The following is a 25,878-nucleotide window of genomic DNA, read 5'->3' on the forward strand; positions in this document are numbered from 1 at the left end:
GCCCTTGCTCACGACAAGTCGATCTCAACGGCAGCGGCCTTCGTTTCCCGCAGTTGGCGATCGAAATCGTCCATCCCGGCCTGGACTGCTGCAGCAACGTCATTGTCTACGACACCGGAGCCCGCCGGGACATCCGCCTCCTCCAGGACCGTCTGCGCCAGATGCCCGGTTGACGCCGCGGGCTCCCTTGCCGGATGGGGAGGTCGTCTCGAAGAATAGACGACCCGGGCATCGCGCAGCGCGGCCATTTCCGCCCGGAGGGTGTCGAGTTCGTCCCGCAGGGGATCGGGATAGGGCAGCGGTCCCTTCTGGGCGTCGACAAGGGCTTTGAACCGGGCGTCCTCATAATAGACGATCCGGTCAGCCAGAATGGGGTTCTGCCGCTCGGGGATCAGGATGACCTTGTCCGGGGCGAGCCTGCGGATCTCGTCGGGTGTCATCAGCGGACGCTCCTCGTTGCGCCGCGAGACCGACCGCTTCAACAAACCCTTGCCGTCCTGCGAGTAGCTGTCGCTCAGCGCCAGCCGGGTGGTCTTGCCCAGGGCCTCGGCCACCTCGCCGGCGGTCTTTTTCTCGTTGGGCGCGATATAGAGCTTCATCCCGGCGGCCGCCTCGATCGACAGCCGCTCGTTCTCGGAGTAGATGCTTTCCAGCCCCGGCACCGACTGGGTGATGATCGACACCCGCGCGCCATGACCGGCAAGCTGCTTCAGCGATTGCACGATGATCGGCATGGGGCCAAGCTGGTCGAACTCGTCGAGGATGATCTGCACGGGCCAGGGCTCCAGCTTCGGGTCAGGGATGCGCGCCCGCATGGTGGCGATCAGTTCGCCGAACATCAGCCGCAAGAGGGGCGCGAGTGTGGGGACGTCGTCCGAATTGGCGACAACATAGATCGCGTGCGGGCTGCGGCGGATGTCGTTCCAGGAAAAGTCGTTGACCGCCGTGACCTTGTCGATGCGCGGGTTCAGCCACAATCCCAGGCCCGCCCCGTCGAGGACCGAGACATAGGAGGACAGCGTCCGGTCCGAGTAGCCCGAGAAGTTCAGAAAGATCGTGGCCGAGGGAGCGTGGCGCGTCTCGCCCGCAAGCCTGCGAAAGGCGATCTCCTTGTTGGCGGTATCGAAAAGAAGACGGGCGATCGCGCCGATGCTGGCCGTGCCACGCTCGATGGCCAGCATCCCGGCGGCCACGAACAGCTGGCGCGCGCCTACGATGAAGTCCGACGCGCCGCCCTTCTCGGTCTTCGGGATCAGGAAATAGCTGGCGAGCTTCGAAAGTTCGGTAAAGCGTTGATCGGTGTCGGCGATGCGGGCGATCCGCTCAAGGGGATTGTAGCGGTGGGTCGGATGGTCGAAGTCGAAGGGCGCGATGCGAAACACCCGATCGCCCCCGCCCTGCCGGTGCCGGGCGGTCGCTTCGAAGATCTCGCCCTTGACGTCCATGATGACGCAGGAGCCGGGAAAAAGGAGTGTGTTCGGGATGACATAGCCTACCCCCTTGCCCGAGCGGGTCGGCGCGGCCACCAGGGCATGCGGAAACCTGTCATAGCTGCCGCAGACGAAGCGGCCCGTCCTGTGCGGTTGCCCGAACTTGCCGAACACCAAGCCCGAACCCAAGGGTTGCACGAGCCCGTTCCGCCGGACCTCGCGGCGGCTCTGGAAATGCGCCTTGCCGTAGGTTGTCAGCCGCCGGGAAACGGACAGGAACGCCGCCACAAGTCCCAGCAGCACCGTGCCCGCCAGAACGATCCCATAGGCCGATCGCCACGGCTCCCGTCCCGCCGCCCGCAGGCCCGGGAAATCGGTGAGGAGCACGAACGGATGCCCGGCGTTGGGGTTCATGCCTGATTGCCACTGCAGCCAAAGGCCGCCGATCATCAGGCCGACAAAGGCCCCGGTGATCAGCCCAACCGGAACGGCAACGCTCAGGCGGGTCATGGCCTTTCCCCATCGAGCCCCGGAAACCACGTCTCCAGGATGCCGCGATCAGTTCCGATCCGCCCGGTCTGCACGACGACATCGACGGACTGGAGAACATAGTCGCGGATCTCCGATAGCGTCAGCGGCATGCCTGCGCGCATCACTAGGAAGGCTAGCCTGTTGACGGCCTTGCGCGCGCTTGTGGCATGGATGGTGGTGACGCTGCCCTCGTGACCGGTGTTGATGGCCTCGAGGAAGGTGACCGCCTCGGTCCCACGGAGTTCGCCCAGGATGATCCGGTCGGGGCGCAGGCGCAGGGTCATTTCCAGGAGTCTGTCGGTCGAGCGCGCGGAGGCCTCATTCCGTTCGGCGATCAGGCTGACGGTGTTCTCCTGGCCGGGAAGCAGTTCGGATGCATCCTCGATCAGGGCCAGGCGATGCTCGTCTTTTACCATCCACAGGAGCCGCCGCGCCAGTTCGGTCTTGCCCGAGGAGGTGCCCCCCGAGATCACGAGGTTCATGCGCGCCTCGACGCAGGCCCGCAGGAAGGTGTCGGGATCCTCATCTTCGAGCGCCATCCGGCGGATCGCGCGCAAGAGTTCCAGCCGCTCTGCTTCCAGCGACACGGTCTGGTCGCGCAAAAAGTGGAAGGGCCGGGGGGCAGTGCCGGCTTCCCTGCGGCGGAACACCCGAACCGAGATCACCGTGCCCCCCGCCGAGGCGGGCGGGATGATGGCTTGGCAGCGCAGGGCTGCTCCGGTAACCTCGACAGTGGTCGAGATCGCGGGCTGGTTGTCGGTCAGGGTCAGGCGCTGCTTGTTGGCGATCAGACCCGCCAGATCCCTGACCTCGACGGGCGGGAGGATGATCCCGGCCAAGGACATATGACTGTCGCCTGCACGCTCGACCCAGACCCGGCCGTCGGCGTTGATGGCGATCTCGATGGTGGCCTCGTCGCCGATCAAGGGCTGCAGGATGCCAAGCCGGGTTTCCAGGTGGCCCACCTCCGTCATGGGAGCATTTCCAGGTCGGCGTTCACCATGACCATGATCACGGCGCCCTGATCGACGCTGATCGTGGCAGGGATGTCGATGTAGTCCTTGATCACCCCGCCGATCGCATCGCTGGCGTTGCTGCCAATGTTTTCCGCAGTGTCGCGGGCGATCCCGTCGTCGCTGCCCTCCTCGACGGCGGCCGCGAGCACCGCAGGGGCGGCGCCGATGATCGACACGGCTGCCGCCGCCGAAAAGCGTGCCAGGGTGCGGGTGTTGACCCGGCCCGTCACCCCTGCTCGGCCCACGCGGTCCGTCCCGTAGGCGGCAAGGTCGACCGACTGCCCGTCCGGCGTCACCACCCGGTCCCAGGCCACCATGATCCGCCGCTGGCCTTTCTCGATGGACGAGCTGTAGCGGCCAAACAGCCGCGAGCCGCGCGGGATCAGGACATTGGCCATGTCCATCGACCAGACGTCATAGCTGACCGTGGCCGCGACATTGCCTTCAAGCTGGCTGGAGATGGCGTTGGCAAGCGTGGCCTCGATGAGCGTGCCCTGGACCACGGTTCGCGAGGGTTCGGAAATGACCTCCGACTGGACGGCCTCGGAGCGGCCCGCGCGCCGGAAGCGCTCGGCGGCGTCAGACCGCTCGTCGGTGCCGCCCGCCCCGCTGTCTTCCCCTGTCCCGCTGCCGCCGCCGGCACGATAAGCGACCATCGCCGACTGCGTGCGGGCTTGCAGCAGGGCTTCTTCCTCGGCACGGCGCGCTTCCATCTCGGTTCGGCGCCGCTCAAGCTCTGCCAGCTGCTGCGCTTCCAGATCGGCCTGCACCTGCGTCTGGTTGGCCAGTTCGGCAGCAAGGTCCAGATCGGATTGCAGGCGCAGGTTCTCGCGGGTCAGCTCATCGAGCGCCTGGTCCTTGCCGGCCATGTCGACCTTCAGCTGGTCCAGCTCCGCGCGCAATGCCTCGAGATCGGCGGCGGAGGTTTCCGGGTTGGCTCTGGCTGCGGCCAACTCGGCCCGGACCGCCGCGAGTTCAGCCCTGGCCCGCTCCAGGGCCGCGCGCGCTGCCGCCGCATCAGCCGGGGCCTGCGGATCGGCAACCGTTCGTACCTCGGTGCGCGTGTCCGGCAGCGCTTGCGCAGGGTTTGGCTCGTTCTCGGTCAGCGTGAAGCCGTCAAGTCCGCTGTCGTCTTGGAACTCGCGAACCTCCGAGGTCGGCAGGGGAGACGGAGCCGGATCTCCCGATGGGACCACCGTCGCCACATAGGCGCCCCCGGCAAGTCCCGCCGCCAGCATCCCCGCAGGCAGCGCCAAGCGCCGCCACAGGGGCGGCCTGGCTGCCGGTGGCTGCATCCGGCGCAGCCGTTCCTGCAGGGGATCGGCTTCTGCCATCAGCGCGTCCTCTGCCCGGCACCAGGCTTCGTGCCCTCCACGCAGACATGGGCGTCGCCATGGCGCAGTACCCAGCGTTCCGAGCGCGCGCCGACGGTGATGACGGTGCCGTTCACACTGGTGTTGACGCTGTACTCCCGGCCCCTTGCATCGGCCCGGAAGACCGACGGGATCGGCGCGCCCGGCGGGATCTGGAACAGTGTGCGCTTGCCGTCATCCGAGATCCCGATCGGCGCGAACTCCGCGGCACCCCTGCGACTCAGGACGCGGTAGGTCATCGGCACCTCCGCCGGGATTGCCGCTGCCGCGGCCGCCCCGCGGGAACGAGACCCGCCGCTGCCCGGCACGGTGAACTTCACCGACCAGTGGGGCGTGGCCCGCGAGGACTCCACGGCATGGATGAAGTAGAAGCGCCGGTTGGTCTCAACCGTCAGATTGGTGCTGACGCCGTCGAGGACGGGCTTGACGGTAAAGACGTTGGAGCCTTCAAGCTTCTCGATTTGAAAGGCCTCGCTGTCGCCGATGGCAATCGAGCGGATCGTCTCGCCATCCCCAAGTTCGACCAGAGTGACGTTCCGGACCCGGGTGTTGATGGTATAAACCTGCCCCTCCTGAAAGGTGGCATAGGTCAGGCGGCTGTCATTTCCACCCGCGCGGGGGCGCGCTTCCGCATAGGCCAGGGCGGGCAGGGACAGCGCGAGCAGCGCGACGATGGTGACGGAGCGGATCATGGCCGGACCTCCATATCCTGAGCCTCAAAGCTTTCCGCCGTGATGCGGTAATCAGTGACGGTGAAGCCGAAGGGGTTCTCCCAGACGAGTTCCACCGCACTCGCGGTCGTGGGCTCGAAGGCATAGCGGACCGTGGCATAGAACTTGCCGATCCTGTCCGGCTCGCCGGGCTTCTCGAGGCGCTTGGTAAAGCGGACCTGGGCGGTGTTCTCGGCGACCGGCGTGATCGAGAGCACATCCACGACGACCTTGCCGCTCGCGCCATAGATCAGCGGCGGATAGTTTGGGTTCGTCTTGTTCCATTGTGCCTTCAGCGCCGCCTGCACGCGGGTCGCGGACATGCGGTAGACGCGCAGGATGCGGGCCTCGTTGTCGGCCTCGTCATAGGTCTCGCGGTTCTTGACGTAGTTGTAGAGGAGCGACTGCTCGACAGCGGCACCCTGCTCGACACCGGCCGCCTCGATCCGCACCGCGCGCTCAGCCAGACCGGTGTCCTTGTCCACGATGGTTACGAAAGCCTGTGTTTCCTTCAGGGGCAGCGTCAGCCCTGCGACGGCGACCCCGCCAAGGCCCACCAAAACCCCGCCGATGGCCACACCCCATGCAAACCGCTCGCGCCGGCGGACACCGAAGATCAGTTCGGTTTCCAGGATCGTCCTGCTGTCAGCCTCGCCGTCCTTCATGGTCTTCTCCAGAACTTGGATGCCTCATTGGCTGCTGTCACCCTTGCCCCGCATGATGTTGATGCCGCGCAGCTTGGCGCGCAGATCGGCGCCCTTCTCGGCCCATGCTCGGTCCCGAGCACGGGCGGCAAGCATCGGCGTCTTGCCCGTGACAACCCCGGATAGAAGGGCCTCCCCACGGGCCTTGAGCGCCTCTCCTCCCCTGCGTATCCCGGCTCCGGCCGCAGTTGCAGGAAGCAGCACCGGACGCCCGACCAGCCGCACCGCCTCGGGGGCGAAGTTGGCCAGATTGAAGTTGCCGGTGATGTTGGCCGCCGCAGTCGGGATCGCCAGCAGTGCGAAGATGCCCACAAAGGCGACGCACATAAAACCGAGGATCATGGAAAAATCCCGCACCTCGGCTTGCGGTCTGAACTGCGCTTCGGCCATTGCGACAACCGCGCCAATCACTGCAGCTGCCGCAATGGGGTAAAGCAGGTATCCTACGAACGAGGTGAGCCAAGCTTCGAAGAGGCTCTTGGTGCGCTCGAACAGCGTGGCAATCATCGCTAGCGGTGCCACACCCAATAAGAACGCGATCATGATCTTCGAGAAGCCGACGATCAGCACATAGGCCGCCATCAGGATCGACAAGATGATGAACAGGAACCCGGCGATCACGCCCCGGGCGATGGCACTTTGAGCCGCCGCGGCCCCGTCCGCCACATCCGACATCTGCACCGCGAACTTGTCCATGGCCGCCTCGGGCGTGGCTGCCCCGCCGTGAAAGAAGCTAAGGGCAAGATTGCCCGCGCCTGAAGAGAGCGCATCATAGATCGTGCCGAAGTTCGCCCAGGAGCGGGCAAACAGGAAGACCAGCACGATCCTTGACACGACCTGCCAAGCATCGCGCATGGACAGCCGATAAGCCCCAAGCGCCATGTTGACCCCGACCAAGGCGATCAGGAGCGTGGTCACGATCGTCAGCAGGGGGTCGAGAGCATCGGCAGTCGACGTGAAGTATGTCTCGCCAACGTCGAGGACTGCTGCGTCCAGGTCGCCGAGAATGGTTTCCACCAAGGCCATCAGTATTCTCCACACATGGCGTCGACGATCTTGATCTGTCGTTCGTAGGCTTCGTAGAGGCCGCGGGTGTGGTCAGGCGTAAGGACATCCACGTCCAATTCCTTGCGCAACCGATCCTCGAACCTGACCACCGTCTCGTGTGGGATGATTTTTCCGGCACAGGTGCAGTCCTGTGTTGCGATGACATTCGTCGTTGAAAGATAAACCGCAATGTCTCGGTAGGCGCGATCGCCAGGCTTATTGGATCGGCGCAGATTGGCATTCATCTCCGGTGTAGGCTCGCAGGTCCGGTTCGGTTGGTTCTGATCTGCGCTTGGCACCCGTTCGACACTCGACACGTCAACATCGGATGACAGGTCGAGGTTCAGGAAATCCTCCTCGGCTTTCCGTTCCGCCTCGCTCATTTCGGCCTGTTGGTCCAAGAGTTCCTGCAGTTCCGGCTCGGGGAGGTCAGGAGGCGCTCCGGAGGTTTGCGCCAGGCCCATCGTGCCAATGCCCAGGATCACCAGCCCGCTCAGCAATGCCGTCCGTCTCATGGTCAGTCCTCCAGCTTCATGCGCAGGTACCTTTCCTCGTCGGCCGCGGTTGCCGCGTCCATGACGCCCATGTTACCCTGACCGACCGTCTGGATCGCCTCCATCGACCAGACATTGGCAAGCGCAATGCCAAGCTCGGCGGTGACCCGCGTGTTGAGATCGATGGCTTCCTTCAGCCCGGCCGTGTCAGGGATGGTCTGCACGAGACCATCGAGCCGCGTCAGGCTGTCGGTGGCCGCCTGTGCCGAGCTTTCCGCGGCCACGCTCATGAAGGCATTGACGTTGGCGGACTGCCCGATCCTGGCCGCTGTGTGGTCCTCGCTGCTGGCCAGCGTGTCGACGCGCTCCCGCGTGAGGCCCGCGGTTGCAAAGGTGCCGTCCACATGACCCGTGACGGTGCGCCCGCTGCCCAGGACATCGCCCGAGGCCAGCACGCGGGTCCAGTCGCCCATGCGCGCGGCCTTGAACCGCCCCGGGTTTACCGGAGAGTAAAACACTCAAAGGATGAGCCCTATGTCAAAGCCGAGATTCACCCCCGCCTATCCGGCCGAGCTTCGCGAACGCGGTGTTCGACTTTTCCGAGAGAACCGCGGCGACTACGCGAGCGACACGGCCGCCTACAGGGCGATTGCGCCGAAGCTTGGCTGTTCGCCCGACAGCCTGCGCGTCTGGTGCCAGCAGGCCGAACGTGATGCCGGTCAGCGCGGCGGTCTGACGAGCGCGGAGAAGGACCGGATCAAGGAACTGGAGCGCGAGGTCCGTGAACTGCGCCAGGCCAATGAGATCCTGAAGAAGGCCAGTGCGTATTTCGCAGCGGCGGAGCTCGACCGCCCCTTCCGCAAATGATCGCGTTCATCGACGATCACCGTTGTGTCCATGGTGTCGGGCCGATCTGCCGGGTTCTGGGGATCGCACCATCGACCTATCATGCCTTCAAGGCCGTCGAGCGTAATCCCGATCTGGCGTCGGATCGGGCCAGGCAGGATCGCCTCGACATGGCTGCCATCAAGGAGGTTTTCGATGGCAGCCGGGGCCGTTATGGCGCGCGCAAGGTCTGGCACCAATTACGCCGCGAAGGGCACGATATCGCCCGCTGCACGGTGGAGCGGCTGATGAAGGCGATGGGATTGCAAGGCGTTGTGCGTGGCAAGAAGGTCATCACGACCCACCCCGATGCGGCTCAGCCTTGCCCAGACGACAAGGTGAACCGGGCCTTCGTTGCGGACATGCCGAACCAGCTATGGGTCAGCGACTTCACCTATGTCTCAAGCTGGCAGGGCATGGTCTATGTTGCCTTCGTCATCGACGTCTTCGCCCGGAAGATCGTCGGCTGGCGCGTCTCGAGCTCGATGACGACTGGTTTCGTGTTGGATGCTTTGAACCAGGCTATCTGCCAGAGGACCCCATCCGAGACTGACAAGCTGATCCATCATAGTGATCGAGGCAGCCAATACCTGTCGATCCGATATACCGAACGGCTGGCTGAGGCAGGCATCGACACCTCGGTCGGCAGCGTCGGGGACTCCTATGACAATGCCCTCGCGGAAAGCATCATTGGTCTGTTCAAGACCGAGGTCATCAAGTTCCTCGGACCCTGGAAGTCCGTCGGTCAGGTCGAATGGGAAACCTTGAAATGGGTCGACTGGTATAACAAGACGCGCCTGCACAGCGCCATCGGTTACGTCACGCCGAACGAAGCAGAGGAGGCCTTCTACGCAAGCTTGAACGCAGCCGAAAAAGCAGCCTAATCATTGAACCACAAACTCTCCGGTAAACCCGGGGCGGTTCACCTCGACCGAGGTAGTCAGGTCCGAGAACCCAGGCAGGATGTCTCGGAGGAAGCTCTCGGGATCGACGCCGAGGTCGGCCAGGGTGAGCCCATCGCGCAAGGCGCGGATCTGGTCCTGCAGCAGCACGATCTGCTGGAGAAGCTGTGTCGTCTGCTCGTCGAGCTTGAGGTTCTGGGCGATCTGCTCCTTCAGCTGCAGCTTTGCCTCGGTCAGCTGTTCGGCGAGCTTGGCCAGGCTTGTTGCGTCAATGGTGGGCACGCCTTGTCCGCCGGCGGGCAGGGCCAGGACGCCGAGTGCGAGTGCTTTCGAGATCCGTCTCATCCGTCGATCCTCATGTTCAGGTAATCCTCGTCCGGCGCATAGGCTTCGAGGAGCAGCGCGGTGCGGGCGGCCTCGACCTTGCGCTCCACCGCCTGCAGCCGGGTCAGGATCACCGCCATGCGCGCCACCTCGGCGCGGGCATAGGTGTTGAGATCCATGGCGGCCTTCGCGGACCGGGTCGCCTCGACCTGCCGCAGGATGTCCTGCAGCCGGGTCATGGAGCCCGCCATGGTGTTCAGGCTGACCGCGGCATAGCCCCCGGCCGCGTCCGAGACGTTGGAGGCCTCGGCAATCACCATGTCGCGCGGATCAAGCGTGCCGACGGCCTGCGGATCGCCGCCCATGCGCGCCGCATAGCGGTTGTAGTAGCCGGTGATCTTCGCGACGTAGGTCCGGGTCTCCGCGTAGGGCGGGATGCCGCCATATCTCGAGACGGCGCCGGGTCCGGCATTGTAGGCGGCAAGCGCCAGCGGCATGGTCCCGAACCTGCCGAGCCCCTTCAGGAGATAGCGCGCGCCGCCATCAAGCTGGGTGCGGGGATCCTGGCGGCTGCCATCGTCAGGAATGCCCAGCTCGGTGAAGGTGCCCGGCATGATCTGGGTCAGCCCGAATGCGCCCACAGGGCTGCGGGCGCCGATGGAGAAGTTCGACTCCTGCTTGACGAGCGCCTGCAGCCAGCAGCGGAACTCGACCGCATCGATGCCCGACCGCGCCAGCGCCGGGTGTCCGGCATGCGCCTGCGCGGTGTCCGCGATCATCTGCTCGATCGTGAGTGGCGCATCGCCCATGATGCGGGCGGCATAAGGGTTGTTGTCGGGGGCGGCGTAGAGTTCCGCGGCACCCGTGAAGGCACCATCGCCCGAGACCCCCGCGGCTTCGAGGCCCGGCACGAAGCGGGAAGTCTCGGACAGCAGATCGAGCGTCTCCTGCGCCGCCGCCAGCTGATCGCCCCGCGCGCCGACCTGTCGGAGCCGCTCTTCGTTCTTGGCCTGCAGCTCCTCTGTCCTGGCCGCCTCCTCGCGCAGGCCGAGCACCTCTAGGGCTACCTTTTTCGCATCGATCACCGGCACGCCTTGCCCCGCCACGCCTGCGGGGATCACCACAAGGGCGATCAGGATGCAGGCGGGAGCGGAAACGCGGGCCTGCATCGCACCTCCTCCTACCGGCAGTCGCTTGTGGCCAGGAAGGCCATGCCCGACCAGCAGTTGGTCTTGCGGATCGGCGGGTCGCCGCAGCCCGCGAGCAGGGCGGCCAAGCCCGCGAGCATCAGGAGCTTACGCATCGTGGGTCCTCCAGAAATGCGGCCGCGTGGCATAGTCGGCGCCAAAGGCTCGGTGGCCAGCCTCGCCCCCACCAAGCGCCGTGAGGAGGGAGCCGAGCGGCGAGAGATCGACGTTGAGGATCGTGGAGCCGTCACCGTGGCGCCACAGCGCCTGGCGCTCGGCCGTGCGTCCCGTCAGGATGAAGTGCAACTCGTTGTCGGTGAAGCCGAAGCCCTCGTAGTCCGCGACATCGGCAGCCCGGTTGGGGAAGATCATCTGGTTCGGCAGGGCCTGGATGATCGCGCCGGAGTGGCTGTCGCGGATCTGGGATGGGAACTGCGTGAGCAGGACGACCACGACATTGAGCTTGCGCACGGTGACCAGCCACTTCGGCAGCCAGCAGGCAAAGAACGTGTCGTCAAAGACCGTGGAGGCCTCGTCGATCACGAGAAGGGTCGGGCGCTTCTCCTCGAAGAGAAGCTCAAGGCGTCGGAAGATGTAGGACAGCACCGCCGTGCGTTCCGTGGCCATGGACAGGATTTCGGTCAGGTCGATCCCCGTCACGGGCGCGGTGAGATCGATCACCGGCTGATCGGCGTCCCCGAAGACCCACGCATAGCGCCCTTCGGGTGCCCATTCGGCAAGTTTCATGGCCAGGTCGCGGTTATCCCCCACATCGCCGATCAGGTCCCCGAAATGAGCGAAGGTCCTGAGCGCCTCCGGCGCCTGGCCGTTCTGGCGAACGGCCCCTTTGAGCGCCTCGGCCTGCTGCGGCGTAAGCCGGGGGCCGTCGCACTCGACTAGCCGGGCCAGCCAGCCCAGAAGCCAGGCCTCGCCGCGGGGGCCGAGCTCCGTCAGAAGCGGATTGAGCCCGGTGGGCTGACCCGCGCGAATGGCCGCATACCGGCCCCCAAGCGCCGTGATCGCCATGCGCAGTGCCTGGTCCTTGTCAAAGAGGATCATCCGGGCACCCGTTCGCTGTGCCTGCGCGACCAGAAACGCCATCAGCGAGGACTTGCCGCTGCCCGAGGGGCCAAGACACAGCGTGTGTCCGATGGTGGGCTCCGCCTTGGGATCGCCAGGCGCATGGAAGCTGAAGCGATGCGCGGCACCCGTTACCGTCTGAAACACCGTGAGCGGCGTGTGCCAGGGCACGGCCTCTGCCCGGGTGCCCGCGCTTGCCATGTGGAAGGACGCCATGTCGGCGAAGTTGATCGACTTGGTGAGCGGGTTCCAGATCTCGTAGTCCCGGTTGCCGGGATGGGCCGCAAAGTAGGTGGCGGCCATTGTGTCGTTGCAGCGCACCAGCTTGATCCTGGCCTGTTCGGCCACGCCGCGGACCTGGGACACTCTGGCCTCCAGCGCGGCAGGGCTATCGGCGAAGACCGTGATCGTCAGCTGGTGCTCGCCGAAGCCGCAGCGGCCCGACTCCACATCGTCATAGGTCTCGTGCAGGTCGGCGGCAATGGAGCCGACCAGATCGCCCGCGGCCTCCATCTGCTGGATGCGGCGCTTGGCCAGTTCGCTGACCTTGTTCATGGCAACGGGTGTATAGGAGTGCGAAATCACCGTGTCGGTGCCGGCGTCAAGGGCATCGAGCATGCCGGGCCAGGTCTGCTGGGCATTGCGCCAGACCGACAGGACGGCCGCATGGCGCGGTCCGTCGAAGCCGTCGCGGAACTCGGCCACCGGTCCCCTGAAGCGGAGGGATATGAGCGAGACATCCTCGGCGATCAGCGTGTGCAGCCCGCGATACTCGGGCCGGTAAAACCCGGTGCCGATGGCGGCGTAGAAGCCGAGAAGCGTGCCGTCGCTGATCCTGAGGCGATGGCCCTTCAGCGGCAGGCTGGTCTCCAGGATCGAGACGACCTCGCGGAGCTCTCCAAGGCGTTCCGCGGTGTTGCGGTCGAGAAGCCGCCCGGCGGCCTTCGCAAAAAGCGGCACCCTGAGCGGCACCCGTTTGTTGCGCACCACCGTCAGCACCAGCATGAACTCGCGCAGGGCACGGCCGGACAAATGGCCGCGCCATGCTGTCTCCACGTCCTGCGCGAAGCCCTCGCCATAAAGGGGCTTCAGGCTGAGCGCGGCGGGCCGCATCAGCCGGTGGATGTAGAAGCTGAACCGGTCATCAAGCCCGTCGAGGATGGCCGCGAAGCTGCGGGCCAGATCGAGGATGTCTCGGTCGGAGGCGGTGATCCCGTCGATGCCGCCGATCTCCAGGCTCATCATCAGCGCGTTCTCGCGGGTGCGCACCGTGTGATCGTCGATCTCCAGCGCATAGGGCATCTCCGCATAGACCTGCGGCGATCTCGGCACATGGCGCCGCGCGCGTTCGCTGAGGGGGAGGGTTCGGGCGCTAAACATAGTGGCGGCCCAGCCTTCGCTTTTTGCGCGATACTGGCGGCGGGGTCTTCCTCATCACCACCACCACGGCCTTGTGGCCGTTCGGGTTGATCGCGGTGATCAGGCGGGCAAGGCCGTACCAGAGAGGTGCGGTCAGCAGCCAGGAGGCGGCCTTGACCCAGATGAAGGGCAGCATCACAAGCGCGCCAACCGCCATCGTGTAGGGCATCGGTAGCCCCAGGAGCTTGGCCTGGCGCGACAACCCGAGAATGACGGCATGGCGCTCCATCAGCTGAAGACCGCCTTCAGGTCCGCGACAAAGCCCGGCGCGCCGAAGACCAGGAGGGCGCCGACGGCAATCATCAGCACCCACATCCAGCTGATCTTGTTGAAGGCGGCCGCGAAGCCGGCCAGAACAATGGCCACCGTAAAGAACACGGTGGCGATGTTGCCGCGGATCCAGGTGACGAAGTCGTTGCCGACCGTGTCGGCTTTCGAGAAGTCCACGCCGGATTGCGCCAGGGCTTCGCCAGCCAGAGCGGTCACCAGGAGCGCGGCGAGGAGGAAGAACATCAGGAAACGGATCGAAGCCATGAGGGTGGCCTTTCCTAGTTTCGGAGGAGGCGGTCTCGTTCCGCCAGCACGCGGATCACGTAGTCGCGGGTTTCCCGGTAGGGCGGAACACCCCTGTATCTTTGGACGGCGCCAGGCCCGGCATTGTAGGCGGCAAGCGCCAGGAGCGGAGAGCGGAACACCTGCAACTGCAGGAGCAGGTAGCGGGCGCCGCCGTCGAGGTTCTGCATCGGGTCGTGCGGGTTCACGCCGAGCTTGGCGGCCGTACCCGGCATCAGTTGGGCGTAGCCTATGGCACCCTTGGAACTCCGGGCGCGCGGGTTGAAGCGCGACTCCTGCCAGACCAGGGCCTGAAACAGAGCGGCCCACTCCCGGGGCGGAATATCATTCTGCGTCAGGGCAGGGTGGTGCTGGTAGCGGAGCGCCACGGCTCGTGTGGCAGCAATGCCGGATGAGCGACTGGCAGAGGCAGGCAGGGCAGATCGCGATGCATCCTGCGGAGCCAAGAGCATCATGGTACTGCCGGAGTTGGCCGCTCCCTTTTCGAGGGCCGCCCCTTCTCGCATTTGCAGGTTGATGCGACGGCCATCAGCATCGAAGCGCTGTACAGAACTGGAACCCGGGATATCGATCTGCCTTCCGCTTGCATCAAAGCGGATGACGTCGGCTGCGGCGGGCGAGACAAGTCCAATCAGACTGATGAAGATTGCTGTCCTGAGAGACCTGTGTTGCCCGCGTTTGACGGAGGTCGCAGGATCCGTGACGAGAACAGAAGCAAAATTCCCGCGGTCTGGACGATATCTATTCTGAAACGCGGACGCCCTTGAGGCGCCTTGATTGCCTGAGCTAGAGCCGCGCGACCATGGTGATGCCTTTGGCTCCAGGAATGACTGTGGCGGTGATGCCCAAATCCATCTGGGCGTTGAACAATCCGGTGGTGGTCTTGATTTCTTTGTACGCGTAATCTGACGGATCAAGCTTACGACCAGATTGCTCAGCCCGCCGCCGTTCGCGGTACAGGTCCCTCTGAGTGACGACCACACCGAAACGACCTGTTTCCGGCTCGAAGGCCACAAAGTACCAAGAACCTCGAACCGTGTTTTGTGCCGGTACAGGATCTTCGGCACAAACAACGTGAAGCTCCCAACCGTCCCGCAGTTTTTCTCTGCACATGTCAAGGGTGAGCACCTCGTTGCTAACCTGGACTTGGTTGGTCATGCGACGCGCTCCCCAAAGGCAGTCTGACGCGTCTACGCCAGACTATCAAAATACGTATTCACAAGGCAAGTAGGTAAAACATTGATTTCCACCCCGGCTGCCGAGTCTTTGTTATCCGTGTTGGCCAAGACTCTTCAAGCTATGGCAACTCGATCGATGTGATCGTCTTCCGCTCAACTTTAGCTGATATTTGAGCAGCTTGATGCCGGGGAGATTTCGCCAGAACGAAACTGTTCGAGGCAACCTGAGACTGCCCATTTCGCGTCCGCCGGTGACTCTACCCGCGCATGCTGCCAGCAGCGGCTTCCAGCCAGTTTAGCCACCACGAACCATGACGGTCCCGACGAAGGTGTCTGCTGCCAAGCCTGCCCCAGCAGACATATCGACGAACAACCAGGCGTCGTTGCGCATCTTAGCGCTGGTGATCATTGCCACCCTCTCACCGCGCTCGCGATGACGGAGAGGACCTATGCAAGAAAACGAAAGTCCAAATCCTTCAGGGGTAACGACGGAGTAATGCCCTTAATTTCAATCCGGATAAAATAACATAAGGGGGGATTGATAAAGAATAATGGCCGCAGTTTGCTTCCAGGATATCCAGCGTGGCTCCGGCGTCTTTCAGCCGGTCGACAAACCGCTTCGACAGTTCAGGTAACACAACCTTGTCTCTCAAGGCCAGAACAATCAAAATGTCCAAATCTGGCCGAGCTAGCTTGTCGGTGTAGTTCTCCAGGTTCAATGGACCCCAAGCCCTGTTTAGATAACGTAAATTGATCTTGGACTCCAAGCTCTCCCGGATCGATTGTGTTGCACGACCGGTCCAAACCATATCGGCAAGACTTCCTGCCGTCAAAAACAACGCAGCTTTCTTGACGGTGATATCGTGCGCTGCGATCAGTCCTGCTACCCAAGAGCCTAAACTTATTCCGAGTACGGATATCCCCTTGTAACCCTCGGCCCTGAGCCATCGTATGAGCTTCCTGCCATCCAGTACTGCTTGCTTTACGGACCGGATCGTTCTGCCGAGATTGGCACTAAGCATATAGTCGGCATGAAAGGAGGCCGGACGCTTGCGTTCGAGGTGATAGGGCAGGGCGATCTCAACAACCGTTACACCTTGCCGAGAAAAAAACTTTGCTAGCAGATCATTCCGGGATCGTGCATTCCAATGATGGAACACGACCAACGCCTGATCCAAAGACCTGCCGGTTGTAATCTTAGCGAACGCCGTATTGTTCTCGTTAGTCTCCGTGGCGATATCTGAGGGGAAACTGATCCATCCATTTCGAGCTTCGATGGATATATCAGGTCCAATCGGTTCATCGAAGTACGAAGGGTCTGCAACGGCTTGATCGGCAAGGTCACAAAAGTCTGCAACACTGGCGACGCTGCCGGCCCTTGGGAAGGCCAATTCGGAAGCAAGGACAAAGTCCGTTGCCTTCTTTCCTTCCTCTCCGCGCTGCGCTCGGCGTTCATCCCAACGATCAAGCCAGCTGTGGTACATGGGGATCGTCCTCTCGCTCATCTTCCCAGCCGAAAAGCTGGATTGATCAAACTGTATATCGCGAGAAGCCCGCCGAGGCTTAGCAAGATGGAAAAGCCGGTGAAGACATCGATGAGCAGGTAGGTAGCTACAAGCAGCCCCACAACCCCAAACATCATTCCCAAACGCACACCAGGCTGGCCGAAGGTATCACCTTGCCGCTTTTCATGTGAAGCGTCAGCATTATTGAGCGCTTTTGCCTTGGCAAAAATCGAGCGAACTCGAGCGGCTCCATGCAGGAAGACTGCACACGTCGTCAATGCGACGAGAAGGCTGCTATAAAGTGTGGGTCTACTGTAGGAGAGGCGATCAGTGCTTGCTTGTTGTCCGATCACGGCCGACATCAGGTCGTCAACAAACCACGTGACGATGGTCGCTGCCCGCGACAACATGAACATGTTTTGAAGCTTCATGCAGATTGCAATGAGAAGCCCTAAAATGGTGCATCGGTATATGCCAAGCATCACTCTGGTGCAGGCCTCAAGAAGTTCTTTCTGATTGTCGGCAGTTGACCAGAGTTCTGACGTCTGTCCGATCTTTGATAAATCATGAGCCAGCGTGAAGAGTAAAATCAGGCCTGCGAAGAAAATAAAGAAGCATATACCCATATAGAGGTATGCAGCGCCAGTGAAGACGATTGCCTCTGGAACCGATATAATGTCTGGACGAAGAATTGCTATACGGCCCCAGTCCACACCAAAGTTGCCCGGATCGCTCGTCAGCAGCGGGACCAAGCACTCGTTGATCCATTGCGCTACAGAGGCAATGAGCAAACAAACAAGAAGACTTGCCCAGTATGGATATGAATAATCTTCAACGCGGCGCATCCAGTCACGGGTACACTGGTCTTTTCGTCCCCGTGTAAACTTCACGCGCCCTTCTTCTTTCCAGTAGGCGATTAATTCACCCGCGAACATGAGATACAGGGGAAGGATCACCAGGAAGAGAATTGTCCAATTCGGCGCCCACAGAAACCCCACCTGCTTGGTCCCTTCGTTCGGTTGGTCATAGATAACGCTATGAATATCGACAACGTACGACAGGAAGCCCAGTGCCACGGCGCCCGCAAACACCGTTGCCGGCAAATCCAGCAAGGATCGGCGACTGAAGAGTGCCTCGGATCGACTTGCCAGGCTGAAGCGTCGAAACGATCCAGCAGGGATGTTCTCGCTTGATGTCTCTGGCGGCGGGGCTGCCTCGTTACGGGAGGACGCAGATGGAGCCGTATCTGTGTTCTCCAAGGCACTGAGCCCATCTCCGCCGGTCTGCTTCCGTCTCCTGGCTGTCAGCCGTGATTGCGCCGTGCTGAGTTCTACCTGCCAATCGCCGGTCGCGACCGGATCATCACATCCTAGAATTCTCGCCAGCCATCGGATGTTGCTAGGGCTGATGCCCTTGTCGTTCTCCTGAAACCAAAGCTGCACCGTTCTCAGATCCACCCCATCCCGATTGCCCTCGATCTGTGAGATTGCTTCTGCAAGAAGCTCGGGCGTCCATGGGCCAGCGGGAAACCCATCGTTGTCCGCTGGCCGACCCGCACCGACGGCAGCTATTCGGGCGAAGAGTTCCTTGAAGTCACTCCCGTCTTTTGGGGGTGGCAGAAAAAACTTATTGTTCTTTTTGAAAGGAGTGGCGGGTTCCATTTCGTTTCGTTTCGCCTGATTTCATATCCTCTCGTGACTTCTTTCCTTATGGAAGCACAGCTACCGGGGGTGCAGAAAGGGTTTTGTCAGTTCGAGCGTGAACGAGACCTGACACAAGCCCCTCTTTTGCGGGCCGAGAGATTGCCCACTGGGTGGAGGGATAGATGATGCATCAGGATCAGACGACAAAACGGGAAGCGGTCCTCACGAAAACGGTTGTCGAGGGTCAGACAACCCGTGCGCTTTATCGCTGGAACACGGGTGAGTTTTCCCAGATTTCTGTTCCCGAAAACTTCTTCTTCGATCCATCGAGGGCCATCCGCCCGCGGACGTACTCGCAATCGCCGGTTGCCACGCAGGCACAGGTGGAGTAATCATAATACCGATCTGCATGGCAGATAGGTGTAATGACATGGCTGGCTGGCGCAGGATACGCGACATCGTCACGGGCGGGCTGATCATCGCAGTCCCGGCGCTCATGCCCTCTTCTGCCCTCGCCTATCCCATCGATTGCGCCATCTTGCTCTGCATGGCTGGCGGCTTTCCGGCATCGGCCGAATGCTCGGCGGCCAAAGCCGAGGTCATACGTCGCATCACCCCCTGGCCTGTCGAGCCGCCGTTGCAACTCTGGCGATGTCCCCTGGGGATCAGTCCCGGCCTGCCGGTTGGAGGCGAGGGAACCTTGCCGCCGGAGATCGCAGCATATCGTGACGCGATCGAGGTCTGGCACCTTGCCAAGCACGTGACGAGTGGCAGTGGAGGCCGGGACATGGTTCTGACGACCGTACGAGGCACCTACGATGCGTCTGGTCGCCTTGTGCGGCAAAGCGTTGACGAGGAGGACTGGCCTGCATGGCTGGACCCCGCAGTTCGGGCCAGAACCGGGAGCACGCTGCTAAATGAGTACGGTCCAAGCTTTCGGGCCGTCGTGCTGCGCATGCGGGATCACACCGGTGCATACTCCACGGAGTGGGTCAGCTACTGATGCCTGTATCGCCGTGGAGCATGCCACGACAATGAGAAGGGACAACGAGGTCATACAAACGATCACTGAGACATAGAAAACCCCCGCGCGGGGTCCGCACGAGGGAAGGTTCGATAACACAGGTTTGCAGACCTGTATCAGCTCTACTTGTTAGGAGCGATCGTGATTGAATCCGTCCCAAAAATCAAGCGTGAAAACGCATCCGTGCGAACGAATGCGTTTTGGCTGCGGCTCCCGTGCTCCCAGTTCTTGAGGAGCAAATGGCACGAACGTTCACAGCAAAGGCCCATCCTTATCGCGATCTCCCAGCCTACCCAATCCTGCCATTTGGATGGCAGCGCGACGCTTTCATTCACCTTGTGGAGCGGGTCGCCCCGCATCTCGGCGTTGGCCGGGCAGCGGCCCATACGTGGACCCGGCTGGCTGCCATGACCCGGCCGACAGATTGGGTAGAGCCCGACCGAGAGCCCAGCGTTTATTCCGCTGCGTCCGAACTGGCAAAATTGCTTGCTCTTTCCGAGGCACGGTTGCGCGCACATACGGCACGGCTCGAACAGGCAGGGCTTCTCGAGCGAAGGACAGCCGCAAATGGCAGCCGATCCCGCTACGCCGGAACCGGACTGTTCTTCAGTGGTATCATTGCCCGGTTTTCCGATTTGCTTGCTCTCGATGCGCAGCTGACCACAGCACGGCACAAGGCCATCTATCTTCGGGGTCAACGCAGTACTCATTGGCGCTGTCTCCGCCGGGCTCTGGAGCAGCTCCGCGACCTTGCCTCCCAGGATGCCCGTGTCCAAGCCATGGAGGATGCCTGGGCTGCATGGCCTCGTGCCGACCGGCTGCATGCCATGACGCTGGACGCGCTTGCCGCCCACGAGAGGGAAGCGGATACCCTGACGCGGGCCGCCCTCGATCTGCTCGAAACGCTCCAAAAATCAGTCGACCAACCGCTCGAAAACGAGCGGTCCCATCTACAAGATACAAGCGAAGATTTTTCCTTGTCTTGTGATGCCCGCGCCGAGGACAGACTGCCTATGGCTGAGCCGGCGTTCGCCCAACCTTCTCGCCTGTCACGGGTGAGCGGCAGACCAGACGCCGCGGACGCACGTAAGAGTGGAACGAACGCTGCCGGACGCGAATGGCTTATCAAGCTCGGCCCGGAGCGCTTGTTCCGGCTCGCCTCACCCGAGATGCAGTTCTACCTTTCCGGGCGGGCCGATCCCGAGCGCCTGAGGTTTCACGACTTCATCTGGACGGCTGAGCGGCGTGTGCTGGAACTGAGCATTCACCCCTCCGCCTGGTCCGATGCCTGCACGGCCATGGGCGAGGACGGCGCAACGGTGGCCATGTTGATCCTTGACGCGCGCCGGGACGATCCCGTGGCGCCGATCATCAGCCCCGGCGGCTATCTGCGGGGCATGACACGGGCCTGGCTGCAGGGTCACCTGAACATGATGGGCAGTCTGATCGGCCTCAGTGAACGTCGGCGCCGGGAGGAGGCGTTGTGACGCATCATCGCTTCATCACCGCCGCCCTGCTGTCGGGGCTTTCGATCCTCCCTACCGCAACGGCGCAGGCTCCGGTCTGCGTGCCACCCGAGGAGCCCTGGGTTCCGGAGCGAGACGCGGATATCCAGGCCTATGTCGATCTGGTGGCGGCTGATTTCGAGCGGTACTTCTCGGCATTGACCCAGCATTTCCAGTGCCTGGATCAGGCATGGCAGGATAGCCTCGCGCGGGGCCGCGCCGTTTCCGCCGCGCGCGAGACCTTCGTGCAGCGTGCGACAGCGCTTGGCCTCCGGGCGCGTCTCGGGGTCGAGCCGCAGCCGCCGTCAGACGGGAGGCCGAAATGAGCAAAGCGGCTTGGCTCGCCCTGCTTGTCCTCATGGCGGCAATGCTCGTGCTGGGCGCGCAGGAACACATGACCCCTGCGACTCGTGTGACAGGCCCTGCGCGGGTGATCGATGGCGACACGCTTGTCATCGGCGGGCGGCGGATCCGCATCCTCGGCATAGATGCCCCGGAACGGGACCAGACCTGCCACGACGCTGCCGGGGAGACATGGACCTGCGGCGGGGCTGCCAGACAAGCCCTAGCGGCGCGCATCGCTCGGCAGCCGGTATCCTGCCATGTCGCGGGTCCGGACCGCTACGGCCGCGATCTGGCACGCTGCTCAACAGGCGGCACCAATCTGGCCGCGTGGCTGGTCCGCGAGGGATGGGCCGTTCCCGCGGGCGAGGAGCAGGGCCGGTACAGGGCGGCCGCGCGTGAGGCGGAGGCCAGGGGGGCAGGCATGTGGCGCGGCAGCTTCATGCGGCCGGCGGACTGGCGCAGGGCAGGGGACCGGCCGCACAGGGAGGGAGCGGACGATGAGCGCTGAGGGCAGGTGCTACCGGCTGGGGCATGTCCGCTTTTGCGACGATGCGCCCGAGCTGCAAGGGATCCTCGCCCGGGCGCATGACGGTCATGCCCGCCCACTCTGCCAGTGCTGCGAGGCCGAACCGCCCATGTATGTGGCCTTGATCAATGGTGTGTTTCACCTCAAGCGTATGCCCGGCACCGGACATACGCATGACCTTGCCTGCCCGTCCTTCGATCCACCCCCGGAACTCTCCGGGCTGGGGCCACTCTCCGGACAGGCCATCGTCACGGACGAGGCAGGCGACACGATGCTCAGGCTCGGCTTTTCGCTGTCCCTGCGCGGCAGCAGGCCGTCCGCGCCCACGGGTGAGGATGAAGCGGACACCGTATCGGTGACCGCCAGCCCGCGCAGGCTGCGGCTCCTTGCCCTTTTGCACTATCTTTGGGACGCTGCGGGACTGACGACATGGCGCAAGGCTTACGGGCGGCGCAGCTGGTGGATCGTGCACCGCGAGCTCTGCCTTGCGGCGGCCCGAGCCCGGACCCGGTCTGGGCCGCTGTCGGACATTCTCTTTGTTCCGCCTCCCTACGTCCTCGAGGACAAGGAGCGCCTGGCAGGCGAACGGCGGCGCTTTCTCCACAGGCTGCGGCCTGTGGCGGGCAAGCCCACGGGGCTCGGCCTGCTGGTGGCCGAGCTCAAGGCTCAGGAGCCCGCGCAATACGGCCGCAAGCTCCGCTTCAAGCATCTGCCAGACTTTTCCGTTTTCGTCGACAGCGACACGGCCAAGCGGTTCGACAGGGCTGCTGCCCGAAAGGTGCGGCTCGTCGAGGCCACGCCGAACAGTCACCTGATGGCCATCGCGACCTTTGCCGTGAAAGGCAGTTATGCCGAGATCCGGGAGATTGCCATGATGGCGGTCGATGCACGGTGGATCCCCTTTGCGGGCGAGCGCGATCATGCGTTGCTCCAAGCCTTGGCCGAGCGGGATTTCGTCCGCTGCCTGCCCTACAACCTGCCGGCGGATGCGCCCATTGCCACCGCCGTTCTGCTCGATGGCGACGGACCGATCGCGCTCTATGTGCCGGCACCGGACATGTCGGCGGATCGCGAGGAGGATCTGCGTCGGATCGCGGCAGAGGGTCTTTATCCGGCCTGGCACTGGCCAGCGGGGGTTTTCGACATGCCGGAGCTCCCGCGGCGCGTGGACCATGGCGCACGGACCTGATCCACGCCCTCGGGCAAACATCGATCACACTCCGCCTGCTTGGTGGTACGGTGGTTCTGTCGCGTGTCGCATGGCCCGCAGGCCAAGTGGTGTGCGTGATCCATCAGCGAGACGAATCCCTGCTGGCGGATTGATTCCGATTTGTCATTGGACCTGCCGGGATGTTGGGCAGAGACTCTTTGCCATGATGCTAGAAACAGGCCGCAGCGCTTCCTCGGACGGTAATCCGGGCGACGACTGGGACCCGGACCGGGCTCCAGGCGTGGCCTTGTGCCGAAGCCCTGCGGCCTTGCCAGAGGTTTCTCTGCAGCAGGCCTCATACCCTTGCTGCACGCCACCCCCATGACACAGGGAGGACACGTCCATGCCCAACTTCACCGCGCATCAACATCCGGCCCTGGCGGTCGGCTGTCCCACCTGCGGCAAGGCACCCGATGAATGGTGCTGCGGCGCCAACGGCCAGCTGTCGCGCGATCTGCACAGGGCGCGCCAGGCGGAGGCCGACCGTGAGTTCGTCGAGCAGTATGGCGATCTTGCCGCCATCGTTCCTGCCGCGACCGGTTGGCTGATCGACCCGCATGGACGCGAGCGGGACTGAGGGTGGGCAAAGAGCCTGGCGGCCTTGTGATGAGGATGCGCTGCCCGCCTGGCTCGCGGCGAGCCTCGTACGCTCCTCGTGCAGGGGATCGGTTCGTTGTGAAGCCGAAGGCCCAGGATACCGTCAGCGCGCCTGGCCCGCAGCCAGCCACTCGTCGAGCTTTGACCAGCGGCGGCGTCCCGAAGCATTCTTGACCGCGATTGCCACGGCGCGCTTTTGACCGACCAGCACCACCAGCTTCCGGCCACGGGTCACGCCGGTATAGAGAAGGTTGCGCTGCAGCATGGTGTAATGCTGGGTCATCACCGGGATGACCACGGCGGGGTACTCTGATCCCTGGCTCTTGTGGATGGTGGCGGCATAGGCCGGCACCAGGGTGTCGAGTTCGCCAAAGGCGAACACAACCGTGCGGCCGTCGAAGTCGACCGCGACCTCGCCTTCATCCGCATCGACATCGGCGATGGTGCCGATATCGCCGTTATAGACGTCCTTGTCATAGTCGTTCTCGACCTGCATGACCTTGTCGCCCGGCGCAAAGGTCCAGCCGAAGCGCTCGATCTTCTTGTCGCCGGCGGGGTTCAAAGCCTTCTGCAGCTCGATGTTGAGCGAGCGGGCGCCGACACCGCCCCGGTTCATGGGACACAGGACCTGGATGTCCTTGATCGGGTCAAGACCGAAACGGCGGGGGATGCGTCGGCTGACCAGTTCCACGATGCGCGCCACGGCCTCTTCGGGATCGCCAGCCGGCACGAAGTAGAAGTCCGAAGCCGTGTCAGGGCGCGCGAGCTCCGGCATTCGGCCGGCATTGATGGCATGCGCGGTGGTGATGATCCTGCTTTGTGCGGCTTGGCGGAAGACCTCGGTCAGGCGCACCACCGGCACGGCTCCCGAGCCGATGATGTCGGCCAGCACCTGGCCGGGGCCGACCGAGGGCAACTGGTCGATGTCGCCTACCATCAGGAGTGCTGCGGTTGTGGGCACGGCCTTCATGAGCGACTGCATGAGCGGCACGTCGACCATGGAGCTTTCGTCCACCACCAGCAGATCGCAGTCGAGTGGGCTGTCCTCGTTGCGCTTGAAGGCGAAGGCCTTGGGATCGAACTCCAGCAGGCGGTGGATGGTCCGGGCCTCCAGCCCGGTGGTCTCGGTCATCCGCTTGGCGGCGCGGCCGGTGGGCGCTGCGAGCAGGAGCTTCACACCCTTGGCCGCGAGGATGCGCAGGATGGCGTTGACGATGGTGGTCTTGCCCACACCGGGTCCGCCGGTGATCACGGTGACCTTGGAGCGGAGCGCCAGGCGGATCGCCTCGGCCTGGCTCGGGGCCAGGCTGAGGCCGGTCTTCTCCTCGACCCAGGGCAGGGCACGATCGGCATCAATGGCGGACCAGGGCAGGGGGCCGGTGCCCAAGCGCCCGAGGTGGCCGGCAATGGCGCGCTCGGCCCCATAAAGCCCGGTCAGGAAGATGCAGTCTGCCTCGCCCACCCGGTCCGCGGTCACAGACCCTTCCGCAAGCTCATCGCCGATGGCGCTCTCGATGAGGGCCGGGGGCACCTCGAGAAGCTTTTCGGCAAGGGCTGTCAGTTCGGCCCGCGGCAGTCCGCAATGGCCGTCGCCCATGGCCTCGCTCAGGGCAAAGGACACGCCTGCCCGGATGCGGATGGCGGCGGTCTTCTCGATCCCGAGCTTTTCGGCGATGATGTCTGCAGTGCGAAAGCCGATGCCGCGGATGTCGCGGGCCAGACGATAGGGGTTCTCGCTCATCACCTGCACGGCGTCCGTGCCGTAGGTCTTGAAGATCCGTACCGCTCGCGCGGTGCCTACCCCGTGGCCATGGAGAAAGACCATGATCTCGCGGATGACCTTCTGGTCCGCCCAGCCGGCGGTGATCCTGGCGGCCCGGACCGGGCCGATGCCGCCCACGTCGCGCAGGCGCTCGGGCTCGGCCTCGATGATATCGAAGACGTCGGTGCCGAAGGCCTTCACCAGCCGCCGGGCATAAACCGGCCCGATGCCCCGGATCATGCCGGAGCCGAGGTATTTCTCGATGCCCTCGACGGACGAGGGCGCCGAGGCCTTGAGAAACTGCGCCTTGAACTGCAGGCCATGGGTGCGGTCGTTGAGCCAGACACCCGAGGCGGTGATCCATTCGCCCGCCGAGATCATCGCGGCATGGCCCACCACGGTGATCAGGTCCCGGTGCCCGCGCGCCTTGACCCGCAGCACGCAAAAGCCGCTCTCGGGACTGTGGAAGGTCACCCGCTCGACCGGCCCGGCCAGAACCTCCGTAGGATTGTGGGTATCCGGGGTCATCACCTGCGCCATCCACAATCCTCACCAAACAAGAGCGCGGCGCCGTGGCCTGACCCGACGTTGCACTGCGTCTGGTCTTCATCGCGGGCCTTGCCGGAGCAGCGCATTCGACATCTTTCCGCATCTTCGACCATGTTGTGCCAGCAGATATATGCCAGCCAGGTCCTGAACCAAGTTCCGAACTGTTGCGGGCGAACGGATCAGACATCCTCGATCCGCACCCCACCCTTCACATCCTCCCGTCGTCAAAGGGGAGGGCACAACCAGGGTCAGTCTTCCGGAAATCCTTTCCCGATGAAGACCTCAGGTGTTTCCCTTAAGGCAGTTGCCCACCTGACAGTTTCGTCAGCCGTGTTCCTCTTGAAAGACGTCAAGTCCTC

The 25,878-nt window shown here is 63.5% G+C and carries 27 protein-coding genes and 1 other annotated feature; of the genes, 8 read left to right on the forward strand and 19 right to left on the reverse strand.

Annotation, left to right across the window (positions count from 1 at the left end; all coding sequences use genetic code 11):
• Nucleotides 1-8 precede the first annotated feature (8 nt).
• The 8 genes from FIU66_RS15090 to FIU66_RS15125 are packed head-to-tail and all read right to left on the reverse strand — an operon-like array spanning nucleotide 9 to nucleotide 7,778.
• Nucleotides 9-1,940, reverse strand: a complete 1,932-nt coding sequence (locus tag FIU66_RS15090) for a type IV secretory system conjugative DNA transfer family protein (protein ID WP_167623736.1) — start codon at nucleotides 1,938-1,940, stop codon at nucleotides 9-11.
• The gene (locus tag FIU66_RS15095) at nucleotides 1,937-2,935 is read right to left on the reverse strand and encodes an ATPase, T2SS/T4P/T4SS family (RefSeq protein WP_167623737.1); all 999 of its coding nucleotides are present in this window, start codon (nucleotides 2,933-2,935) and stop codon (nucleotides 1,937-1,939) included. The genes FIU66_RS15090 and FIU66_RS15095 overlap by 4 nt, the downstream gene beginning before the upstream one ends.
• Complete coding sequence (locus FIU66_RS15100; RefSeq protein ID WP_167623738.1) at nucleotides 2,932-4,311, reverse strand: TrbI/VirB10 family protein; 1,380 nt, start codon at nucleotides 4,309-4,311, stop codon at nucleotides 2,932-2,934. Before FIU66_RS15100 ends, FIU66_RS15095 begins: the two co-directional genes overlap by 4 nt.
• A complete protein-coding gene (locus tag FIU66_RS15105; protein ID WP_167623739.1) occupies nucleotides 4,311-5,042 on the reverse strand; it encodes a TrbG/VirB9 family P-type conjugative transfer protein in 732 nt (243 codons plus the stop codon). Before FIU66_RS15105 ends, FIU66_RS15100 begins: the two co-directional genes overlap by 1 nt.
• Nucleotides 5,039-5,725, reverse strand: coding sequence for a virB8 family protein (locus FIU66_RS15110; RefSeq protein ID WP_167623740.1), 687 nt, complete (start codon nucleotides 5,723-5,725; stop codon nucleotides 5,039-5,041). Before FIU66_RS15110 ends, FIU66_RS15105 begins: the two co-directional genes overlap by 4 nt.
• 24 nt (nucleotides 5,726-5,749) lie before the next feature.
• Nucleotides 5,750-6,790: a type IV secretion system protein gene (locus tag FIU66_RS15115; protein WP_167623741.1), complete on the reverse strand. Its 1,041-nt coding sequence runs from the start codon at nucleotides 6,788-6,790 to the stop codon at nucleotides 5,750-5,752.
• Nucleotides 6,790-7,326 (reverse strand): hypothetical protein, encoded by a 537-nt coding sequence (locus tag FIU66_RS15120; RefSeq protein ID WP_167623742.1) that lies wholly within the window; start codon nucleotides 7,324-7,326, stop codon nucleotides 6,790-6,792. The genes FIU66_RS15115 and FIU66_RS15120 overlap by 1 nt, the downstream gene beginning before the upstream one ends.
• A gap of 2 nt (nucleotides 7,327-7,328) precedes the next feature.
• On the reverse strand, nucleotides 7,329-7,778 hold the full coding sequence (locus FIU66_RS15125) for a type IV secretion system protein (RefSeq protein WP_167623743.1): 450 nt from the start codon (nucleotides 7,776-7,778) through the stop codon (nucleotides 7,329-7,331).
• A 61-nt stretch (nucleotides 7,779-7,839) separates the two neighbouring features.
• Here FIU66_RS15125 and FIU66_RS15130 point away from each other — a divergent pair.
• Nucleotides 7,840-9,074 (forward strand): IS3 family transposase gene (locus FIU66_RS15130; RefSeq protein WP_370528908.1). Its coding sequence is split into 2 segments (ribosomal slippage): nucleotides 7,840-8,140 and nucleotides 8,140-9,074, totalling 1,236 coding nucleotides; the frame shifts between segments, so codons are not numbered across the junction.
• Nucleotides 8,127-8,243 (forward strand) — a sequence feature (AL1L pseudoknot). It overlaps the preceding gene by 117 nt.
• On the opposite strand, the gene FIU66_RS15135 is transcribed toward FIU66_RS15130, so the two are convergent.
• The 10 genes from FIU66_RS15135 to FIU66_RS15175 form a co-directional block, all read right to left on the reverse strand.
• On the reverse strand, nucleotides 9,075-9,437 hold the full coding sequence (locus FIU66_RS15135; protein ID WP_167623744.1) for a hypothetical protein: 363 nt from the start codon (nucleotides 9,435-9,437) through the stop codon (nucleotides 9,075-9,077).
• Nucleotides 9,434-10,585, reverse strand: a complete 1,152-nt coding sequence (locus tag FIU66_RS15140) for a lytic transglycosylase domain-containing protein (RefSeq protein ID WP_167623745.1) — start codon at nucleotides 10,583-10,585, stop codon at nucleotides 9,434-9,436. Before FIU66_RS15140 ends, FIU66_RS15135 begins: the two co-directional genes overlap by 4 nt.
• An 11-nt stretch (nucleotides 10,586-10,596) precedes the next feature.
• Entirely contained in the window at nucleotides 10,597-10,719 is a 123-nt protein-coding gene (locus tag FIU66_RS18280; RefSeq protein WP_255432416.1) for a hypothetical protein, read from the reverse strand.
• Nucleotides 10,712-12,985: a type IV secretion system protein B4 gene (locus FIU66_RS15145; RefSeq protein WP_167623746.1), complete on the reverse strand. Its 2,274-nt coding sequence runs from the start codon at nucleotides 12,983-12,985 to the stop codon at nucleotides 10,712-10,714. Before FIU66_RS15145 ends, FIU66_RS18280 begins: the two co-directional genes overlap by 8 nt.
• Nucleotides 12,986-13,055: 70 nt before the next feature.
• Nucleotides 13,056-13,331 carry a VirB3 family type IV secretion system protein gene (locus FIU66_RS15150; RefSeq protein WP_167623747.1) on the reverse strand — a complete coding sequence of 92 codons (276 nt, stop codon included), beginning with the start codon at nucleotides 13,329-13,331 and terminating at the stop codon, nucleotides 13,056-13,058.
• Nucleotides 13,331-13,636 (reverse strand): TrbC/VirB2 family protein, encoded by a 306-nt coding sequence (locus FIU66_RS15155; protein WP_167623748.1) that lies wholly within the window; start codon nucleotides 13,634-13,636, stop codon nucleotides 13,331-13,333. Before FIU66_RS15155 ends, FIU66_RS15150 begins: the two co-directional genes overlap by 1 nt.
• A 14-nt stretch (nucleotides 13,637-13,650) precedes the next feature.
• Complete coding sequence (locus tag FIU66_RS15160; RefSeq protein ID WP_240544805.1) at nucleotides 13,651-14,043, reverse strand: lytic transglycosylase domain-containing protein; 393 nt, start codon at nucleotides 14,041-14,043, stop codon at nucleotides 13,651-13,653.
• A gap of 418 nt (nucleotides 14,044-14,461) precedes the next feature.
• A complete protein-coding gene (locus tag FIU66_RS15165) occupies nucleotides 14,462-14,833 on the reverse strand; it encodes a hypothetical protein (protein WP_167623749.1) in 372 nt (123 codons plus the stop codon).
• A gap of 496 nt (nucleotides 14,834-15,329) precedes the next feature.
• A complete protein-coding gene (locus FIU66_RS15170; protein WP_167623750.1) occupies nucleotides 15,330-16,337 on the reverse strand; it encodes a S9 family peptidase in 1,008 nt (335 codons plus the stop codon).
• Nucleotides 16,338-16,354: 17 nt separating this feature from the next.
• On the reverse strand, nucleotides 16,355-18,019 hold the full coding sequence (locus FIU66_RS15175; RefSeq protein WP_167623751.1) for an RcgA family putative transporter: 1,665 nt from the start codon (nucleotides 18,017-18,019) through the stop codon (nucleotides 16,355-16,357).
• Nucleotides 18,020-18,183: 164 nt separating this feature from the next.
• Between FIU66_RS15175 and FIU66_RS15180 the strand changes: the two genes are divergently transcribed.
• The 7 genes from FIU66_RS15180 to FIU66_RS15210 all read left to right on the forward strand — a co-directional run bounded on the left by FIU66_RS15180 (nucleotide 18,184) and on the right by FIU66_RS15210 (nucleotide 23,188).
• Nucleotides 18,184-18,393, forward strand: a complete 210-nt coding sequence (locus FIU66_RS15180; protein WP_167623752.1) for a hypothetical protein — start codon at nucleotides 18,184-18,186, stop codon at nucleotides 18,391-18,393.
• A gap of 104 nt (nucleotides 18,394-18,497) precedes the next feature.
• On the forward strand, nucleotides 18,498-19,004 hold the full coding sequence (locus tag FIU66_RS15185; protein WP_370528972.1) for a hypothetical protein: 507 nt from the start codon (nucleotides 18,498-18,500) through the stop codon (nucleotides 19,002-19,004).
• 260 nt (nucleotides 19,005-19,264) lie between these two features.
• Complete coding sequence (gene repC, locus FIU66_RS15190) at nucleotides 19,265-20,512, forward strand: replication initiation protein RepC (RefSeq protein WP_167623753.1); 1,248 nt, start codon at nucleotides 19,265-19,267, stop codon at nucleotides 20,510-20,512.
• A complete protein-coding gene (locus FIU66_RS15195) occupies nucleotides 20,509-20,856 on the forward strand; it encodes a hypothetical protein (protein WP_167623754.1) in 348 nt (115 codons plus the stop codon). Before repC ends, FIU66_RS15195 begins: the two co-directional genes overlap by 4 nt.
• 68 nt (nucleotides 20,857-20,924) lie before the next feature.
• Nucleotides 20,925-21,383, forward strand: a complete 459-nt coding sequence (locus tag FIU66_RS15200) for a thermonuclease family protein (protein WP_240544806.1) — start codon at nucleotides 20,925-20,927, stop codon at nucleotides 21,381-21,383.
• The gene (locus tag FIU66_RS15205) at nucleotides 21,373-22,590 is read left to right on the forward strand and encodes a DUF1173 family protein (RefSeq protein WP_167623755.1); all 1,218 of its coding nucleotides are present in this window, start codon (nucleotides 21,373-21,375) and stop codon (nucleotides 22,588-22,590) included. Before FIU66_RS15200 ends, FIU66_RS15205 begins: the two co-directional genes overlap by 11 nt.
• A gap of 364 nt (nucleotides 22,591-22,954) precedes the next feature.
• Nucleotides 22,955-23,188 (forward strand): hypothetical protein, encoded by a 234-nt coding sequence (locus FIU66_RS15210; RefSeq protein WP_167623756.1) that lies wholly within the window; start codon nucleotides 22,955-22,957, stop codon nucleotides 23,186-23,188.
• A 123-nt stretch (nucleotides 23,189-23,311) separates the two neighbouring features.
• On the opposite strand, the gene FIU66_RS15215 is transcribed toward FIU66_RS15210, so the two are convergent.
• Nucleotides 23,312-25,510 carry an ATP-dependent RecD-like DNA helicase gene (locus tag FIU66_RS15215; RefSeq protein WP_240544807.1) on the reverse strand — a complete coding sequence of 733 codons (2,199 nt, stop codon included), beginning with the start codon at nucleotides 25,508-25,510 and terminating at the stop codon, nucleotides 23,312-23,314.
• Nucleotides 25,511-25,878 lie beyond the last annotated feature (368 nt).

The sequence above is a fragment of the Paracoccus sp. AK26 genome, from assembly GCF_011801365.1.
Taxonomy (GTDB): domain Bacteria; phylum Pseudomonadota; class Alphaproteobacteria; order Rhodobacterales; family Rhodobacteraceae; genus Paracoccus; species Paracoccus aerius.

What these genes read in the sequence shown, in the direction of transcription:
- FIU66_RS15115 (WP_167623741.1), bottom strand. Translation starts at nt 6,790, where the DNA reads ATGGCCTTGGTGGAAACCATTCTCGGCGACCTGGACGCAGCAGTCCTC.
- FIU66_RS15205 (WP_167623755.1), top strand. Translation starts at nt 21,373, where the DNA reads ATGAGCGCTGAGGGCAGGTGCTACCGGCTGGGGCATGTCCGCTTTTGC.
- FIU66_RS18280 (WP_255432416.1), bottom strand. Translation starts at nt 10,719, where the DNA reads ATGCGTAAGCTCCTGATGCTCGCGGGCTTGGCCGCCCTGCTCGCGGGC.
- FIU66_RS15180 (WP_167623752.1), top strand. Translation starts at nt 18,184, where the DNA reads ATGATGCATCAGGATCAGACGACAAAACGGGAAGCGGTCCTCACGAAA.
- FIU66_RS15165 (WP_167623749.1), bottom strand. Translation starts at nt 14,833, where the DNA reads ATGACCAACCAAGTCCAGGTTAGCAACGAGGTGCTCACCCTTGACATG.
- FIU66_RS15210 (WP_167623756.1), top strand. Translation starts at nt 22,955, where the DNA reads ATGCCCAACTTCACCGCGCATCAACATCCGGCCCTGGCGGTCGGCTGT.
- FIU66_RS15150 (WP_167623747.1), bottom strand. Translation starts at nt 13,331, where the DNA reads ATGGAGCGCCATGCCGTCATTCTCGGGTTGTCGCGCCAGGCCAAGCTC.
- FIU66_RS15090 (WP_167623736.1), bottom strand. Translation starts at nt 1,940, where the DNA reads ATGACCCGCCTGAGCGTTGCCGTTCCGGTTGGGCTGATCACCGGGGCC.
- FIU66_RS15140 (WP_167623745.1), bottom strand. Translation starts at nt 10,585, where the DNA reads ATGCAGGCCCGCGTTTCCGCTCCCGCCTGCATCCTGATCGCCCTTGTG.
- FIU66_RS15170 (WP_167623750.1), bottom strand. Translation starts at nt 16,337, where the DNA reads ATGTACCACAGCTGGCTTGATCGTTGGGATGAACGCCGAGCGCAGCGC.
- FIU66_RS15125 (WP_167623743.1), bottom strand. Translation starts at nt 7,778, where the DNA reads ATGGGCGACTGGACCCGCGTGCTGGCCTCGGGCGATGTCCTGGGCAGC.
- FIU66_RS15105 (WP_167623739.1), bottom strand. Translation starts at nt 5,042, where the DNA reads ATGATCCGCTCCGTCACCATCGTCGCGCTGCTCGCGCTGTCCCTGCCC.
- FIU66_RS15135 (WP_167623744.1), bottom strand. Translation starts at nt 9,437, where the DNA reads ATGAGACGGATCTCGAAAGCACTCGCACTCGGCGTCCTGGCCCTGCCC.
- FIU66_RS15095 (WP_167623737.1), bottom strand. Translation starts at nt 2,935, where the DNA reads ATGACGGAGGTGGGCCACCTGGAAACCCGGCTTGGCATCCTGCAGCCC.
- FIU66_RS15120 (WP_167623742.1), bottom strand. Translation starts at nt 7,326, where the DNA reads ATGAGACGGACGGCATTGCTGAGCGGGCTGGTGATCCTGGGCATTGGC.
- repC (WP_167623753.1), top strand. Translation starts at nt 19,265, where the DNA reads ATGGCACGAACGTTCACAGCAAAGGCCCATCCTTATCGCGATCTCCCA.
- FIU66_RS15100 (WP_167623738.1), bottom strand. Translation starts at nt 4,311, where the DNA reads ATGGCAGAAGCCGATCCCCTGCAGGAACGGCTGCGCCGGATGCAGCCA.
- FIU66_RS15145 (WP_167623746.1), bottom strand. Translation starts at nt 12,985, where the DNA reads ATGCCCTATGCGCTGGAGATCGACGATCACACGGTGCGCACCCGCGAG.
- FIU66_RS15200 (WP_240544806.1), top strand. Translation starts at nt 20,925, where the DNA reads ATGACCCCTGCGACTCGTGTGACAGGCCCTGCGCGGGTGATCGATGGC.
- FIU66_RS15215 (WP_240544807.1), bottom strand. Translation starts at nt 25,510, where the DNA reads ATGGCGCAGGTGATGACCCCGGATACCCACAATCCTACGGAGGTTCTG.
- FIU66_RS15185 (WP_370528972.1), top strand. Translation starts at nt 18,498, where the DNA reads ATGCCCTCTTCTGCCCTCGCCTATCCCATCGATTGCGCCATCTTGCTC.
- FIU66_RS15110 (WP_167623740.1), bottom strand. Translation starts at nt 5,725, where the DNA reads ATGAAGGACGGCGAGGCTGACAGCAGGACGATCCTGGAAACCGAACTG.
- FIU66_RS15175 (WP_167623751.1), bottom strand. Translation starts at nt 18,019, where the DNA reads ATGGAACCCGCCACTCCTTTCAAAAAGAACAATAAGTTTTTTCTGCCA.
- FIU66_RS15155 (WP_167623748.1), bottom strand. Translation starts at nt 13,636, where the DNA reads ATGGCTTCGATCCGTTTCCTGATGTTCTTCCTCCTCGCCGCGCTCCTG.